Here is a 14,864-nt window from a genome sequence, read left to right as displayed (position 1 = left end):
GCTAGACTGGCCGTTTTCCCATGCGAATCCTGCTCACGGGTGCCACCGGCTTCATCGGCCGCGCTGTCGCGCAAGCCTTGCGCGGGCGCGGCCACGCGGTCGTGCGCGCGCTGCGGCATCCGCCGCCCGGCGCGAACGATGCCATCGCGGCGGACTTCTCCGGCGTGCCGCGGCGCGGCTGGTGGGTCTCGCACCTGGCCGGCATCGATGCCGTGGTGAACACGGTGGGCATCCTGCGCGAGCAGGGTGGGCAGAGCTTCCGCGCGCTTCACACGGAAGCCCCCGTCGAGCTCTTCCAGGCCTGCGCGGCCGCGGGCGTGCGCACGGTGGTGCAGGTTTCCGCCCTCGGCGCCGACGAAGGCGCGCGCTCGGCGTACCACCGCAGCAAGAAGGCCGCGGACGACGTGCTGCGCTCGCTGCCGCTGGCCGGCGCCATCGTGCAGCCTTCGCTCGTCTACGGCCCCGGCGGGACCAGCGCCGCGCTGTTCAACAAGCTCGCCGTCGCCCCCGTGCTGCCGTTCCCGCAAGGCGGCCGCATGGCGGTGCAGCCCGTGCACGTCGACGACGTGGTGCAAGGCATCGTGCGCCTCGTCGAGGAGCCGCCGCTGTCGATCGCGACGCTCGCGTTCGCCGGGCCGCAGCCGCTGCAGCTGCGCGAGTACCTCGCCGACCTGCGCGAGGCGCTCGGCGAGCCGCGGCGCCAGTGGGTGGTGGCGGTCCCGGAAGGCCTGTTCCGCAGCGGCGCGTCCTTCGCGGGGCACCTCCCGGGCAGCATGCTCGATGCGGAGACCGCCGACATGCTGCTGGCAGGCAACGCGACGCAGCACAACGCCCTGCCGGAACTCCTCGGACGCCCGCCGCGTCCGCCGCGCGACTTCGTCCCCGCCGCCGAGCGCGAACTGCAGCGCCGCGCCGCCGTCCTCGACCTCTGGCATCCCGTGCTGCGCCTCGCGCTGGCGCTGATGTGGATCTGGACGGCCATCGTCTCCTTCGGCCTGTACCCGGTGCAGGACAGCTACGCCTTGCTCGCGCGCGTCGGCCTGCAGGGCGCGCTCGCGACCGTGGCGCTCTACGGCGCTGCGGCACTGGACCTGGTGCTGGGCGTGCTCACGCTGGCCGCGCCCGCGCGGTGGCGCCGCCCCGTGTGGCTCGCGCAGCTCGCGCTGATCGGCGGCTACACGGTGCTCGTCACCTTCTTCCTGCCCGAGTACTGGCTGCATCCATACGGGCCGATCTCCAAGAACCTGCCGGTGCTGGCGCTGATCATGCTGCTGTGGGCGCTGGAGCTGCCCCCGCGCAAGGAGGCGCGGCGCTGATGGACTACCTGCTGCTGAAGTGGGTGCACATCCTGTCGTCGACCATCCTCTTCGGCGCCGGCGTCGGTTCGGCCTTCCACCTGTTCGCGTCCAGCCTGCGCCGGCGCATCGGCGGCGTGGCGAGCAGCTCGCGCAACGTCGTGCTGGCCGACTGGCTGCTCACCACGCCCACCGCGATCCTGCAGCCCGTGACCGGGCTCGCCCTCGTGCACGAGCTGGAATTGCCGCTCTCCACGCCCTGGGTCGCGTGGTCGCTGGGGCTCTACGCCGTCGCCGTCGCCTGCTGGCTGCCGGTGGTGGTGATCCAGATCCGCATGCGCAAGGTCGCGGAAGCCGCCGAAGGGCAGGGGGCGCCGGTGCCCGCCGCCTACGACCGCCTGTTCCACTGGTGGACGGGGCTCGGCCTCGCGGCCTTCTTCGCCTTCCTCCTCATCTTCTGGCTCATGGTGGGCAAGCAGCTGCCCTGGGCCGACTGACGCCATGCCTGACGACATCCTCGATTGCCTCGTGATCGGCGGCGGGGCCGCCGGCCTGACCGCCGCGGTGTACCTGGGGCGCTACAAGCGCCGCGCCCTCATCCTCGACGCCGGCGGCAGCCGCCTGCAGTGGATCCCGCGCACGCGCAACGTCCCGGGCTTCCCGGACGGCATCGAAGGCCCCGAGCTGCTCGCGCGCATGCGCGAACACGCGCACCGCTACGGCACGCCGACGGAGCAGGTGACCGTGGAGCGCCTGCACAAGCTGGACGACGGCAGCTTCCGCGCGGAAGCGCAAGGGCGTGCGTGGACGGCGCGCTTCGTGATCCTCGCCACCGGTGCGCGCGACGTGGAGCCGGAGATCGACGGGCTGCGCGGTGCGATGAAGGCGGGCCAGGTGCGCTACTGCCCCATCTGCGACGGCTACGAGACGCAGGGCCAGCGCGTGGCGGTGCTGGGGCGCGCGGGCCACGGCCTGCGCGAGTCGCTGTTCGTGGCGAACTTCGGCAACACGGTCACCTGGCTCGCGATGGCGACGCAGGAGGAGGTGGCCGCGGCCGACCTGGCGCAACTGCGCGCCGCGGGCGTGCTCGTCGCCGACAGCCCGCCGCACTGCATCTCCTGCGGCGTGGACGACGTCGGCGTGCGCGTGGAGCTGCAGAACGGGCAGGTGCTGGAGTTCGACACGCTCTACCCGGCGCTCGGCTTGCACCATTCCTGCGAGCTCGCCACCGCGCTGGGCGCGCGTGCGAGGAAGGACGGCCAGCTGGAAGTCGACTCGCACCAGCAGACCAGCGTGGAGGGGCTCTACGTGGCGGGCGACGTGGCGGTGGATCTGAACCAGATCGCGGTGGCAGCCGGCCACGCGGCGATCGCCGCCACCGCCATCCACAACCGGCTGTAGCATCGCGGCCATGCTCCCCGGCACGCAAGCGGAACTCGGGCGCCCGGAAAGCGGCTGGCGCCGGCGCCTGTACGAGATCGTCTTCGAATCGGAGACGCCGGAGGGGCGCCTCTTCGACAAGGTGCTGGTGGTCGCCATCCTCGTGAGCATCGCGGTGGTGGTCGTCGACAGCGTCCCGGCCCTGCATGACCGCCACCCGGTCGCGCTGAACGCGGCGGAGTGGTTCTTCACGCTGCTCTTCACGGTGGAATACGTCGCGCGGCTGGTGAGCGTGGAGCGGCCCCTGCGCTACGCGCGCAGCTTCTTCGGCATCGTGGACCTGCTCTCGGTGCTGCCCACGTACCTCGCGTTCTTCCTGCCCGAGACGCACGCGCTGATCGACGTGCGCATCCTGCGGCTGCTGCGGGTCTTCCGGATCTTCAAGCTGACCGACTACCTGGTCGAATACCAGATGCTGGCCGAGGCGCTCGCGGCGAGCCGGCGCAAGATCCTGGTGTTCCTCTCGGCGGTGCTGATGGCGGTGCTGATCCTCGGCACGCTGCTGTACGTGGTCGAAGGCCCGGAGCACGGCTTCAAGGACATCCCCACCTCGGTCTACTGGGCGATCACGACGATCACCACGGTGGGCTTCGGCGACATCACGCCGAAGACGGACCTGGGGCGCTTCATCGCCTCCGTGATGATGTTGATCGGCTGGGGCACGCTTGCCGTGCCCACGGGCATCGTGACGGCGGAAATGACAGCGCGCCGCCACCGTCCGATGTTCCTGCCGCGGGTGTGCACGCAGTGCGGCGCCGCGGCCGCGACGGGGGATGCGCGGTATTGCCATCTTTGCGGGACGGCGTTGCCCGCGGAGGGGGCATCGGGGGCGTGACGGGGTGTGTGGCGGGGTGGGTGAGGGGGTGGGTGACGGGGGATCGCTGGGGTGCGCTGCGCGCAACCCAGCCTACGAGGCCGCGTCGCGTCCCCGTGTCATGCACACGCTCCCGTGCGTGCTCCGTAGGCTGGGTTGCGCGAAGCGCACCCCAGCATTCCGCTCACGCCAGATCCGCCCCTCGTTCGGAAAGCAACTCCCGCAACACCGACCGATGGCACCGCGCCTCGTTTTCGCAGTAACACCCCACCGCGAACGCCGTCTGGTGCGACAGCGCCGCCAAGGCATCCAGCAAATGGCTCGCGTCCGGCTGCTTCATCTCCGCCAGGTAGCCCTTGCGGAACGCGGCCCACTCCTTCTCGTCCTGCGCCGCGCGGCCCTGCGCCATCAGGTCCGCGCTGGGCGCCAGGTTGGGCAGCCACACGTCGTAGAAGTCGCGGCGCGCGAACTCCTCCTTCGGCACGCCGCGCGGCGGCCGGCGCACGGTGCCGAGGCGCAGGCCTTCGCCGGGCGCGCGCGGGGAGCCGAGTTGCACGATGCGGATGGGCATGGGCTTGCAGCGTAGCAGCGGGACGCTATCCTGTCTTCCATGAAGGTCCTCATGTTCTACGAGCTCGCCGAGGACGGACTGGCCAAGGTCCCGGCGCACATGGCCGGCCACCAGGCGCGGCTGCGCGAGTTCCACGGACGCGGCGTGCTGCTGATGGCCGGCCCTTACGGGGCGCCGCCCGTGGGCGCGCTCGGCGTCTTCACCTCGCGTGCGGCCGCCGAGGAGTTCGCGCGCGACGATCCCTTCATGCTGAACGGCATCGTGGGCCGCTGCAGCATCCACGACTGGAACGAGGGTCTTGCGTGAGCAAGACGCGTAGCCGGCGCCGGTCAGGACCGGCGTCGACAGGAGGGACGTAGCGGCAGAATCGCGGCATGTCCCGCCCCCTGCAACTCTCCGTCCTGGACCAGTCGGTCGCCTGCGTGGGCCGGCCGCAGGACGAATCCATCCGCAACACGGTCGCGCTCGCCGAGCTGTGCGAGCGCCTCGGCTACCAGCGCTTCTGGATGAGCGAGCACCACAGCCTGCCGGCCATCGTCGGCACGGCGCCGGAGGTGCTGATGGCGGCCGTCGCGGTGCGCACCCGCAGCATCCGCATCGGCAGCGCCGGCGTCATGCTGCCCCACTACTCGCCGTTCAAGGTCGCGGAGCAGTTCCGCGTGCTCGACGCGCTGGCGCCCGGCCGCATCGACCTCGGCGTGGGCCGCGCGCCGGGCAGCGACCACCGCACCGCCATGCTGCTGAACCCGGACCCGCGCGCTTCCGAGATGTTCCCGCAGCAGGTGCGCGAGCTGCAGGCGTGGGTGGGCGGGCACGACATGCCCGAAGGCCATCCCGGCCACGGCATCCAGGCGTTCCCCCGGGGCAGCACCGCGCCGGAACTGTGGATGCTGGGCAGCTCGGGCTACGGCGCGCAGCTCGCGGCGCATTTCGGCCTGCCGTACTCCTTCGCGCACTTCATCACCGACGGCGAGGGCTGCGCCGAGGCGCTGGAGCTGTACCGCCACCGGTTCAAGCCTGGTGCGCTGCAGGAACCCCGTGCCAACGTCTGCGTGTGGGCGCTGGCTGCTGACACCGAAGAAGAAGCCTGGCGCCTGTTCGCCAGCCGCGAGCGGGCGCGCGTCGACCGCCAGACCGGGCGCTTCGGCCCGCTGTTGCCGCCCGAGCAAGCCGTGCGGCCCTATGACGAGGCGGAGGAGGTCTATCGCCGGCAACTGCGCGGCAAGGCCATGGTCGGCACCGGCGAGCAGGTCGCGCAGAAGCTGCGTGCGCTGGCGGAGGAGCTGGAGGTCGACGAGCTGGTGGTCATCACCTGGACCTGGGATCCCTTCGCGCAGCGCCGTTCCTACGAGCTGCTGGCGCAGGCCTGCGGGCTGCAGCCCGCCTGAGTCAGTCGTCCTCGGGCAGGCCGAGCGCGGAGGCGACGATGTCGCGCAGCTCCTCGGTGGTCGCGCTCTTGGAGATGGTGGGGTAGTCGCCGAACACGCCTTCGAGGTCCGGGTGGTCCTCGGGGCCGACCAGCGCCGTCAGGTAGATCAGGGGCACGGTGGCCGTGCGCGGGTCCTGCGACAGCGCGAAGGCGACCTCGTCGCCCTGCAGCCCGGGCATGTTGATGTCGCACAGGATCAGCCCCGGCTTCTCCTCGCGCGCGCGCTCCACGGCCCGCGCGGGATCGCTCAGGCCGACGACGCGGAAGTCCTTGCCGAGGCGCCCCGCGATGGCCCAGGCCACCGCCTCGTCGTCGTCGATCACGAGGACGCAGGGCTTGGCGCGTTCGGGGTCGGGGAGGGATCGCATCGAGGCCGGAGGAACACTTCTGGTGTAAGGTGCCATGATAGGCGTTCGAGCGCCATCCGCCGAAGAGGAGACGACAAGCATGTTCGCGACGACGATCGCCGGCAGCCTGCCCAAGCCGGGCTGGCTCGCGGAGACCCACAAGCTGTGGCCACGCTGGAAGGCCGAGGGCGAGGCGCTGCAGGAGGCGAAGGCCGACGCCACGCTGCTCTGGCTGAAGGCGCAGGAGGACGCGGGGCTCGACATCGTCACCGACGGCGAGCAGTCGCGGCAGCACTTCGTGCACGGCTTCCTCGAGCAGGTCGAAGGCATCGACTTCGCGCACAAGGTGGAGATGGGCATCCGCAACGACCGCTACAAGGCCATGGTGCCGCAGGTGGTCGGCCCGCTGCGCCTGAAGGGCCGCGTGCACGCGGCGGAGGCGCGGCTCGCGCGGGCGCACACGAAGAAGAAGCTCAAGTTCACGCTGCCCGGGCCGATGACCATCGTCGACACGGTGGCCGACCGCTTCTACGGCGACCGCGTGAAGATGGCGTTCGCCTTCGCCGAGCTCCTCAACCAGGAGGCGCTCGCGCTGCAGGCCGACGGCGTGGACGTGATCCAGTTCGACGAGCCCGCGTTCAACGTGTACATGCGCGACGCCGCGGACTGGGGCGTGCAGGCGCTCGAGCGCGCCGCGCGGGACCTCGCCTGCACGACGGCCGTCCACATCTGCTACGGCTACGGCATCCAGGCCAACAACGACTGGAAGAAGACGCTCGGCGAGGAATGGCGACAGTACGCGCAGGTGTTCCCGGCGCTGGCCGCGAGCAGCATCGACCAGGTCAGCCTCGAGTGCTTCCACTCGCACGTGCCGGCGGACCTCATGGCGCTGCTGAAGGGCAAGGACGTGCTCGTGGGCGTCATCGACGTCGCCAGCGACGAGGTCGAGACGCCCGAGCAGGTGGCGGAGACCATAGGCCGTGCGCTGCAGTTCGTGCCGCGCGAGCACCTCTTAGCGTGCACCAACTGCGGCATGGCGCCCATGGACCGCGAGATTGCGATGAAGAAGCTCGAGGCGCTCGCCAAAGGCGCCGAGCTCGCCCGCCGGAAGTTCGCCTAGGCCTCAGCCTTGCGGCGCGGCCGGCAGGCTGCGCAGGTAGAGGTGCAGCGCCCGCACGTCGGTGTCGCTCAGCTCGCGCAGCGACTCGAAGGGCATCACCTGGATCTTCGATCCGTCGGGGCGCTGGCCCGTCTTCATCATCTTCGCGAACGCCTCCGGCTGCGCATAGAGCGTGGCCATCGGCGAAACCGAGGTCGCGGTCAGGTTGGCGGCCGCGGGCCAGTCGGGCGGGCCGCCCGGAATGCGGCCGCCGGTCAGCTGCGCGCCGTGGCAACCCAGGCACATGTTCGCGACGTAGGCGCCGTGCTGCAGGTTCACGCCTTCGGTGACGGGCGCAGCGGGCGGCTGCGCGTGGTCGATCTTGGCGGCCGCGTCCTGGATGGCGCCGAAGCCATAGAGCACGCGCGCGGGCAGGGGCAGGCGCACCTCGGCGGGCGTGCCGGCCACGGGCGGCAGCGAGCGCACGTAGGCCACGATGGCCGCGACGTCGCCGTCCGTGAGCCGGTTGTAGTCCTCGCTGGGCATGATGAGGAGGGGGCGGCCGCCGGGCGCCACACCGTGGCGGATGGTGCGCACCCAGTCGGCCGGCTGGTAGGCGGCGACCACGCCGCCGGCGCCCGTGGTGATGTTGGGACCCTTGATGCGCAGGTCGCTCCCGTTGTCGACGAACACCTTGCCCGCGCCGCTCGCGCCATGGCAGTCCACGCAGCCGCGCGAGGCGTACAGGTACTTGCCGCGCTCCAGCGCCGCGGCGTCCGCGCCGTACGCGACCGGCCGCACGTCCACGCTCACCTGGCGCGCCATGCGGCGCTCCGCCAGCTGCAGCCCGCCGAACACGCCGGCCGCGGCCAGCAGCACCAGCACCCCGAGCGCCAGCGCGCCCCGCTTCACCCACTTTCGCGTCATCTCGTCACCTCGTTTAAAATTGAACACGACGACAAAATTTGATTCTATGACCAAAAATGGCTGATGTCTCTCATCCCAATGGCTTACCCGCCCTGCCGCCGGTGCTCGCGGCCGCGTTCGCGGCGGCCACGGCGGGCGGCGGCAAGCGCGAGCGCACGCAGGGGGCGCTGGTGCGTGCGGCGGTCGAGGTGTTCGGGGCGAGGGGCGTGGCCGCGGCCACGATCCAGGAGGTGGCCCAGGTCGCGGGGCTGACGCCGGCCACCGTCTACAACCACTTCGCCTCCAAGGAGGAACTGCTCGAGCGCGTGATCGTGGTGCTGGCGCAGAGCCTGTGCCGCGCGATCGCGGAGAGCCAGGCGCGGGTGGCCGACGGCGCGGAGCGCGTCGCGATCGGCCAGCGCCGCTACGTGCTGCTCGCGCAGGAAAGCCCCGGCTGGGCGCTGCTGCTGCTGGACCTCGCGGCGACCACGCCTTCGCTGCTCGCGCACATCGAGCCTTATCCGCTCGCCGACCTGCGACTCGCGGCGAAGCAGAAGCGGCTGAAGGTGCCGAACGAGGCGATCGGGCTCGACGTCCTGCAAGGCATCTGCACGATGGCGATGCGGCGCGTCGCGCTCGGCCTCGCGCCCGCGAAGTACGACGTGGCCGTGGCCACGGTCGTGTTGCGCGCGCTCGGCATGGGCGCCGAGGAGGCGGCGGAAGTCGCCAGGCGGCCGTTGCCGGAGCTCGCCGTCCCGGCACCGGCGGACGCGCTGCCGTCCGTCGCCGCGCGGCAGCGCGCGCCGCGTTCCCGCTGACGAGCTGGAGCGCCGTGTCGGACGGCGCCGACGCGGCGCCAGCGCAATCCTCCGGCACGCGCCTGCGAGCTCCTACAAGGCGTTTCGCGACCCCGTGGGTACAAACGCGGCCGTACCTGGAGCTCTGCATGGACCAGCCCACCGCCGCCCGCTGCGTGCCGGCCTTTGCCGTCATCGCCGTCTGCATCGCCGCTGTTGGCGCCGCCACTTTCGGCAGCGCGCCGGAAGCGCCGCCTGCCGTCGTTGCCGCGCGTCCCGCCGCCGACGCGAGCATCGACGTCGTGCGCGCGCCCGCGTCGTCCACACCGGCGCAGGATGGCGCCTGCCGCACCTGCACGCTCGGCGCCGGAAAGGGCTGGCTGTGAAGCGCGCCGCGCTGCTCCTGCTCGCCGGCGCCGCCGCCGCAGCCGCGCACGCCGGTCCCGAGTACCGCAACGTGACGACGGGCAAGCCGCTGCGGCCCGGCATCTACGGCCGCATCACGGTCGCGGCCAAGGCGCCGCCGCCGCCGGTGATCTATGCGCAGCCGGTGATCGCGTCGCAGGCGCTGGTGCCTGCCCGCGCCCAGCCGGTCTACCTGTACGTGCCGCCCGGCCAGGTGCGCAAGTGGAAGGAGAACTGCGCGCGGTGGTCGGCCTGCGACCAGGCGGTGCTGTTCGTTCGCGTGGACGACAGCCCCAGCCGCTGGGGCAAGTGGCGCGAGCGGCGCGAAGCCCAGCTCGCGATGCACGAGCGCGATTGACCCATCCCCCTGCCGCGGCCGCTGTGCTGTAATGAAACGGCAGGGGATCGAAAGGAAGGCAGCGCGGCCGAGGGAGGCGTGCTGCACCATCTGGAGCGCGGACGCATGTCCTTGAATCCATCCACGGCCGGCTTGCGGCCCGTGCCGGGCGCGCGCAGCGCGCTCGCCGAACGCTTCGCGCGTGTCCGCGCGCGCACGCTGGCGCTGGCCGCCCCCTTGTCCGCCGAAGACCAGTGCGTGCAGTCCATGCCGGACGCCAGCCCCACGAAGTGGCACCTGGCGCACACGAGCTGGTTCTTCGAGGCCGTGGTGCTGGGCCCGCATGTCCCCGGCTACGAAGCGTTCGAGCCGCGCTGGCACCACCTGTTCAACTCCTACTACGAAGCGCTGGGGCCGCGCCATCCACGGCCGCAACGCGGGCTGCTCACGCGGCCCCTGCTGCCGTCGGTGCATCGCTACCGGGCGCACGTCGAAGCGGCCGTCGAGCAGTTCATGGCAACGGCGGACGACGCCACCTGGGATGCGGTGCACCCGCTCCTGGAGCTGGGACTGCAGCACGAGGAACAGCACCAGGAGCTGATCCTCACGGACATCCTGCATGTGCTGTCGTGCAATCCGCTGCTGCCCGCGTACGAGCCGCTGGAACAGCCCGCGCTGCGGCTGGCGGCCAGCACGCCACCGGTGGCTTGGGTGCAAGGGCCCGCGGGGCCCGTGCGCATCGGCCACACCGGCGAAGGTTTCGGCTTCGACAACGAGACGCCGCGCCACACGGTGTGGCTGCAGCCTTACCGCATCGCGGATCGACTCGTGACCTGCGGCGAGTACGCCGACTTCGTGGAGGACGGCGGGTACCGCACCGCGTCGCTGTGGCTGTCGGACGGCTGGGCGCTCGTGCAGTCGCAGCAGTGGCAGGCGCCGCTGTACTGGATCGCGCCGGACAACCCGCGCGCGCCCGCGTCGCAATGGCAGGTGTTCGGCCTCGACGGCGTGAAGCCCATCGACCCGCACGCGCCCGTGACGCACCTGAGCTTCTACGAGGCCGCGGCGTTCGCCGAGTGGGCCGGCGCGCGCCTGCCGACCGAGGCCGAATGGGAAGCCGCCTCCGAGCTGCCGGGCATGCGCCAGCTGGCCGACCAGGCGTGGCAATGGACGCGCTCTTCGTACGACCCGTATCCGGGCTACCGCCCGTGGACCGGCGCCGTCGCCGAATACAACGGCAAGTTCATGGTGGGCCAGGTCGTGCTGCGCGGCGGCAGCGTGGCCACGCCGCCGGGCCATGCGCGGCGCAGCTACCGCAACTTCTTCCCGCCGGCGGCGCGCTGGCAGTTCAGCGGGCTGCGCCTCGCGAAGGATGGGGCATGCTGAGCGAGTTCGCACGCGACCTGCAAGCCGCGCTGGCGAACCAGCCGCACGCGATCTCGCCGAAGTACTTCTACGACGCCGAAGGCTCGCGCCTGTTCGACCGCATCTGCGAACTGCCCGAGTACTACCCCACGCGGACGGAACTCGCCATCCTGGAGCGCAGCGTCGGCGAGTTCGCGGCGCTGGCCGGGCGCGGCGCGGAGATCGTGGAGTTCGGCGCCGGGTCGCTGCGCAAGGTGCGGCTGCTGCTGCAGGCCTTCGACGCGCCGGCGCGCTACCTGCCCATCGACATCTCGGGCGAGCACCTGCGCGATGCGGCGGCGATCCTGCGCGGCGAGTTCGCGGGGCTGGAAGTGCGCCCTGTCGTGGCGGACTACACGACGGACTTCGCGCTCGCGCCCCACGAGGGCGCGGGCAAGCGCATCGGCTTCTTCCCCGGTTCGACGATCGGCAACTTCACGCCGGACGAGGCGCTCGTCTTCCTCCAGCGTGCCGCGCGGCTGCTGCAGGGCGGCGCGCTGCTGCTCGGCGCCGACCTGGTGAAGGACCCCGCCGTGCTGCACGCCGCGTACAACGATGCGCAAGGCGTGACGGCGCAGTTCAACCTGAACCTGCTGGCCCGCGCCAACCGCGAGCTCGGCGCCGGTTTCGTGCTGCCGCAGTTCGCGCACTACAGCTTCTACAACGCGCCGCTCCAGCGCATCGAGATGCACCTCGTGAGCCGCGCGCGGCAGGCGGCGACGGTGGGCGGCGAGCGCTACGTCATCGAGGAGGGCGAGAGCCTGCACACCGAGAACTCGTACAAGTTCACCGTCGACGGCCTGCGGGCCCTGGCGGAGCGCGCCGGCTTCCGCCCCGGGCCGGTGTGGACCGATCCCGACCGGCTGTTCAGCGTGCACTGGCTGCACGCACCCCCAGGAGCTTCGCGATGAAGGCAGTGTGGAACGGCGTGACCGTCGCCGAGAGCGACGACACCGTGCTGGTGGAAGGCAACCACTACTTCCCGGCCGATGCGCTCAGGCGCGAGTACGTCACCTTCAGCAACCACCGCACGTCCTGTCCCTGGAAGGGGCAGGCGAGCTACTACTCGCTGCTGGTCAACGGCGAGATGAACACGGACGCGGTCTGGTACTACCCGGACCCGAAGCCCGAGGCCAGCATGGTGAAGGACCGGGTGGCGTTCTGGAAGGGCGTGGAAGTGACGGAGTAAGACGCCGTCCTCCCCGCGCAGGCGGGGATCCATGCAGGGTCCCTACGAGCAGCTCGCTCCCCCGCATCCGCTGATCTCCAGCGCCGGCAGCCTCTCCGGCTCCCGCACCTCGCCCGTCTCCGCGTCATAGCCGACGCCGCGCAGGTGCAGCGCCAGCGCCGCATCCATCGTCTGCGCGTGCTGCGGGAACCACGCCGCGAGCTCCTGGATCATCTGGCGCGCCGGCCGGAGGTCGCCGTCCCTGGCGCTGGCCGCGCCTTCGCGCAGCACGTGCAGCACCACCTTGTGCTGCGTGCTGTGGCAGTTGCCGCTGGCGAAGCCGGTGGAGAGCATCCACTCGTCCTCCCGGCCGAAGTGGTCGGCCGTGTGGGCGATGAGCTCGTCCCAGAGCGCCGGCAGCGCGTCGTCGCCGGCTTCCTCGCAGCGCGCGAGCAGGTCCACGAATTCCTTGTGGGTGTCGTCCATGAAGGACAGGCCGAGTTCGAGCGCGTCGGACCAGGGCAGGGCGGGCATGGGATCTCCTTCTGGCCGGCAGCTTAGAAGCCCGCGCGCGTGCCGATGTTGATGCACGTCACGGAATGGCGCCGCGTGCGATTTGGTTAAGCTAGCGCATGCTCCTGCGCCCCGCCTACACGTACCCGGACCAAGTCGCCACCCTGCTGCGCCAGCAAGGCTATGCCGTGCTGAGCCCCGACGGCGTGGGCGAGCTCGCCGGGTGCACGCGCGCCGAACTGCAGGCGCTGCTGCCGTCGTGGAACGGCCTGCCCCCGGACAACTACCTCAAGGACGGCGGGCGCTACCGCCGCAGGCGGCATTCCTGCTTCGTCGCGGACGGCACCGCCCTCACGCTGGCGCCGCATCGCGCGCACTGGCAGCCGGTGGAATACAACGCGCTGCACGGCGGCATGCAGCGCTGGTTCGAGCCCATGCTGCCGGAGATGGTCGCGCAGCCGGCGTGGACGCGCCTGCTGCAGGCGATGGCGCGCGTGGCGACCGACCTGCGCGGGCCGCAGCCCTGGTACATCGAGGCGCACCAGTTCCGCATCGACACCGAAGGCGGCATCGGCCGCCCCACGCCGGAAGGCGCGCACCGCGATGGCGTCGACCTGGTGGCGGTGTTCCTGCTCGCGCGCGAGAACATCAAGGGCGGCGAGACCCGCGTGTTCCAGGCCGACGGACCGGCGGGGCAGCGGTTCACGCTGACGGAGCCGTGGAGCGTGCTGCTGCTGGACGACGCGCGCGTGATCCACGAGACGACGCCGATCCAGCCGGTGGACGGGGCGGGGCATCGGGATACGCTGGTGCTGACGCTCAGGGCGAAGGGGTTCCAGGGGGATTGACGGGGGGTGCGTCATCGCTGGGGTGCGCGCGCTTCGCGGGCGCAACCCAGCCTACGGTGCGCGCGGGCTCGTAGGCTCGTAGCACCCGCCTCAATCCCGCACGTCCGCCACCGGGTTGCTCCCGAAATCCGGCCGATCCAGGAACGCGAGAACCCGCGCCGCCGCCTCTTCCGGCGACGCCAGCGCCCCCTTCTCCTTCAACCCCACGAAATTCCCCCGGTCCGGGAAGCGCTCGCCATCGGCTTCGCGCAGTTGCACCTGCATGTCCGTATCGATCACCCCCGGCGCCAGCGAGCACACGCGTGCCCCATTGGGCAACGCCGCCTGCTCCAGCGCCACGCAGCGCGTGAAGTGGTCCATGCCCGCCTTCGCTGCGCAGTAAGCAGCCTGCGACGCCATCGCGCGCCTTCCCAGGCCGGAGGAGATGTTCAGCACCCGGCGCGGCACCTTCCAGTCGGCCGTCGCGCGCAGGAACACGCTGGTGAGCAGGATCGGCGCCTCGAGGTCGACGCGCATGGCGTCCTTCAGCTCCGCCAGCGGGATGTCCTCGATCGAGGCGATGCGCGGGATCAGTCCCGCGTTGTTGATCAGCGTGACCGAGGCGAGCGTGCGCTGGTCCTGCGCGAGCAGCCAGGTGTCCAGCCGGCCCGCGGGGGTGTCGGCGCGCGCCAGGTCCTGCGGCCACTGCTCGCACATGCGTCCGAGGCGCCTGGCTTCGTCGGCGAGCGCGTCGCTGGTCTTGCGCGAGATGCACAGCAGGTCGTGGCCGGCCGCGAGCAGCTGGCGCGCCATCGCGTGGCCCATGCCGCGCGAGGCGCCCGTGAGGAGGGTGAGGTGTCGCTGGGTCATGGGGCGATCCTATGCGCTGGCGAGCACGATGGGGAAGTCGGCCTGCAGGCCTTCGCCCGAGCGGCGGAAGGGCACCGTCACCAGAGCGCGGTCCTCGCCGAGGTTGCGCCACAGGAAGTCGCGCTCGTTGTGCGGGTCGCCTTCCACATAGAGCTGGGTCGTGAGCAGCTCGCGGCGATCGAGCTTCACCTTGACGTGGATGTGCGGCGTGCGCCCGCTGTAAGGCGCGGGCCTGATCGTGCGGAAGCGATAGCGGCCGTCGGCGCCCACCGTCACGCGGCCGAAGCCCTGGAAGCGCGGGTCGGCGGTGCCGCGGTCGCCCGGGTGGTGGTAGTGCCCGGCCTGGTCGCATTGCCAGATCTCCACCTGCGCACCCGCGACGGGCCGGCCCTGCAGGTCGCTGACCGTGCCTTCCACCCAGGCCGGCTCGCCCAGCGTGTACTGCAAGGCACCGTTGCGCAGCAGGTCGGCGTCCGCGTCCTTGGGCAGGGCCACCGGATAGAAAGGGCCTTCGGTCTGGCGCGGCGTGGCGCGCAGGGCCGCGGAGGGCTGCGCGCGCGCGCCGCTCCAGCAGAAGGGCAGGGCGACGAGCGCGGCGGCGGCCGCGCGGCGGGAGAAGCTGGGCATGGCAGGCTCCGTCAT

The 14,864-nt window shown here is 71.6% G+C and carries 20 protein-coding genes; 14 read left to right on the top strand and 6 right to left on the bottom strand.

Annotated elements, in window-relative coordinates:
- Nucleotides 1-20 precede the first annotated feature (20 nt).
- Genes H8N03_RS15110 through H8N03_RS15095 form a run of 4 tightly spaced genes read left to right on the top strand, consistent with a single transcriptional unit; the run spans nucleotide 21 to nucleotide 3,570 of the window.
- Nucleotides 21-1,316, top strand: coding sequence for an SDR family oxidoreductase (locus H8N03_RS15110; protein ID WP_187077029.1), 1,296 nt, complete (start codon nucleotides 21-23; stop codon nucleotides 1,314-1,316).
- Nucleotides 1,316-1,792 carry a DUF2269 family protein gene (locus tag H8N03_RS15105; protein WP_187077028.1) on the top strand — a complete coding sequence of 159 codons (477 nt, stop codon included), beginning with the start codon at nucleotides 1,316-1,318 and terminating at the stop codon, nucleotides 1,790-1,792. The genes H8N03_RS15110 and H8N03_RS15105 overlap by 1 nt, the downstream gene beginning before the upstream one ends.
- A gap of 4 nt (nucleotides 1,793-1,796) precedes the next feature.
- Nucleotides 1,797-2,696 (top strand): NAD(P)/FAD-dependent oxidoreductase, encoded by a 900-nt coding sequence (locus H8N03_RS15100; protein WP_187077027.1) that lies wholly within the window; start codon nucleotides 1,797-1,799, stop codon nucleotides 2,694-2,696.
- A 10-nt stretch (nucleotides 2,697-2,706) separates the two neighbouring features.
- Nucleotides 2,707-3,570, top strand: coding sequence for an ion transporter (locus H8N03_RS15095; RefSeq protein ID WP_187077026.1), 864 nt, complete (start codon nucleotides 2,707-2,709; stop codon nucleotides 3,568-3,570).
- Between the two features lie 163 nt (nucleotides 3,571-3,733).
- Here the strand turns inward: H8N03_RS15095 and H8N03_RS15090 are convergent, their stop codons facing one another.
- Complete coding sequence (locus H8N03_RS15090; RefSeq protein ID WP_187077025.1) at nucleotides 3,734-4,120, bottom strand: DUF488 domain-containing protein; 387 nt, start codon at nucleotides 4,118-4,120, stop codon at nucleotides 3,734-3,736.
- Between the two features lie 39 nt (nucleotides 4,121-4,159).
- Here H8N03_RS15090 and H8N03_RS15085 point away from each other — a divergent pair, with 39 nt between their 5' ends.
- Both H8N03_RS15085 and H8N03_RS15080 read left to right on the top strand, forming a co-directional pair.
- Entirely contained in the window at nucleotides 4,160-4,426 is a 267-nt protein-coding gene (locus H8N03_RS15085) for a YciI family protein (RefSeq protein ID WP_187077024.1), read from the top strand.
- A 68-nt stretch (nucleotides 4,427-4,494) separates the two neighbouring features.
- On the top strand, nucleotides 4,495-5,508 hold the full coding sequence (locus tag H8N03_RS15080) for an LLM class flavin-dependent oxidoreductase (RefSeq protein ID WP_255428230.1): 1,014 nt from the start codon (nucleotides 4,495-4,497) through the stop codon (nucleotides 5,506-5,508).
- 1 nt (nucleotide 5,509) lies between these two features.
- On the opposite strand, the gene H8N03_RS15075 is transcribed toward H8N03_RS15080, so the two are convergent.
- Nucleotides 5,510-5,917 (bottom strand): response regulator, encoded by a 408-nt coding sequence (locus H8N03_RS15075; protein ID WP_187077023.1) that lies wholly within the window; start codon nucleotides 5,915-5,917, stop codon nucleotides 5,510-5,512.
- A 79-nt stretch (nucleotides 5,918-5,996) separates the two neighbouring features.
- Here H8N03_RS15075 and H8N03_RS15070 point away from each other — a divergent pair, with 79 nt between their 5' ends.
- Entirely contained in the window at nucleotides 5,997-7,016 is a 1,020-nt protein-coding gene (locus tag H8N03_RS15070; protein WP_187077022.1) for a methionine synthase, read from the top strand.
- A gap of 3 nt (nucleotides 7,017-7,019) precedes the next feature.
- Here the strand turns inward: H8N03_RS15070 and H8N03_RS15065 are convergent, their stop codons facing one another.
- A complete protein-coding gene (locus H8N03_RS15065; RefSeq protein WP_187077021.1) occupies nucleotides 7,020-7,922 on the bottom strand; it encodes a c-type cytochrome in 903 nt (300 codons plus the stop codon).
- Nucleotides 7,923-7,978: 56 nt separating this feature from the next.
- Here H8N03_RS15065 and H8N03_RS15060 point away from each other — a divergent pair, with 56 nt between their 5' ends.
- From H8N03_RS15060 to H8N03_RS15035, 6 genes are all read left to right on the top strand, one after another.
- Entirely contained in the window at nucleotides 7,979-8,719 is a 741-nt protein-coding gene (locus H8N03_RS15060) for a TetR/AcrR family transcriptional regulator (protein WP_187077020.1), read from the top strand.
- Nucleotides 8,720-8,847: 128 nt separating this feature from the next.
- Complete coding sequence (locus tag H8N03_RS15055; RefSeq protein ID WP_187077019.1) at nucleotides 8,848-9,084, top strand: hypothetical protein; 237 nt, start codon at nucleotides 8,848-8,850, stop codon at nucleotides 9,082-9,084.
- Nucleotides 9,081-9,461, top strand: coding sequence for a hypothetical protein (locus tag H8N03_RS15050; RefSeq protein WP_187077018.1), 381 nt, complete (start codon nucleotides 9,081-9,083; stop codon nucleotides 9,459-9,461). The genes H8N03_RS15055 and H8N03_RS15050 overlap by 4 nt, the downstream gene beginning before the upstream one ends.
- A 105-nt stretch (nucleotides 9,462-9,566) precedes the next feature.
- The gene (gene egtB, locus H8N03_RS15045) at nucleotides 9,567-10,826 is read left to right on the top strand and encodes an ergothioneine biosynthesis protein EgtB (protein WP_187077017.1); all 1,260 of its coding nucleotides are present in this window, start codon (nucleotides 9,567-9,569) and stop codon (nucleotides 10,824-10,826) included.
- A complete protein-coding gene (gene egtD, locus H8N03_RS15040; protein WP_187077016.1) occupies nucleotides 10,820-11,755 on the top strand; it encodes an L-histidine N(alpha)-methyltransferase in 936 nt (311 codons plus the stop codon). The genes egtB and egtD overlap by 7 nt, the downstream gene beginning before the upstream one ends.
- Entirely contained in the window at nucleotides 11,752-12,033 is a 282-nt protein-coding gene (locus H8N03_RS15035; RefSeq protein WP_187077015.1) for a DUF427 domain-containing protein, read from the top strand. Before egtD ends, H8N03_RS15035 begins: the two co-directional genes overlap by 4 nt.
- Before the next feature lie 42 nt (nucleotides 12,034-12,075).
- Here H8N03_RS15035 and H8N03_RS15030 read toward each other — a convergent pair whose 3' ends face one another.
- Nucleotides 12,076-12,546, bottom strand: a complete 471-nt coding sequence (locus H8N03_RS15030) for a bacteriohemerythrin (RefSeq protein ID WP_187077014.1) — start codon at nucleotides 12,544-12,546, stop codon at nucleotides 12,076-12,078.
- Nucleotides 12,547-12,644: 98 nt separating this feature from the next.
- Between H8N03_RS15030 and H8N03_RS15025 the strand changes: the two genes are divergently transcribed.
- On the top strand, nucleotides 12,645-13,373 hold the full coding sequence (locus tag H8N03_RS15025; protein ID WP_187077013.1) for a 2OG-Fe dioxygenase family protein: 729 nt from the start codon (nucleotides 12,645-12,647) through the stop codon (nucleotides 13,371-13,373).
- Nucleotides 13,374-13,463: 90 nt separating this feature from the next.
- Here H8N03_RS15025 and H8N03_RS15020 read toward each other — a convergent pair whose 3' ends face one another.
- Nucleotides 13,464-14,222, bottom strand: a complete 759-nt coding sequence (locus H8N03_RS15020) for an SDR family NAD(P)-dependent oxidoreductase (protein WP_187077012.1) — start codon at nucleotides 14,220-14,222, stop codon at nucleotides 13,464-13,466.
- A gap of 9 nt (nucleotides 14,223-14,231) precedes the next feature.
- Nucleotides 14,232-14,849, bottom strand: coding sequence for a protocatechuate 3,4-dioxygenase (locus tag H8N03_RS15015; protein WP_255428229.1), 618 nt, complete (start codon nucleotides 14,847-14,849; stop codon nucleotides 14,232-14,234).
- Between the last annotated feature and the right edge of the window lie 15 nt (nucleotides 14,850-14,864).

The organism is Ramlibacter cellulosilyticus (assembly GCF_014297465.1).
In the GTDB taxonomy this organism is placed as follows: Bacteria; Pseudomonadota; Gammaproteobacteria; order Burkholderiales; family Burkholderiaceae_C; genus Ramlibacter; species Ramlibacter cellulosilyticus.
The sequence above is the reverse complement of the archived record's forward strand: the minus strand, read 5'-3'. Positions and strand labels throughout refer to the sequence as shown.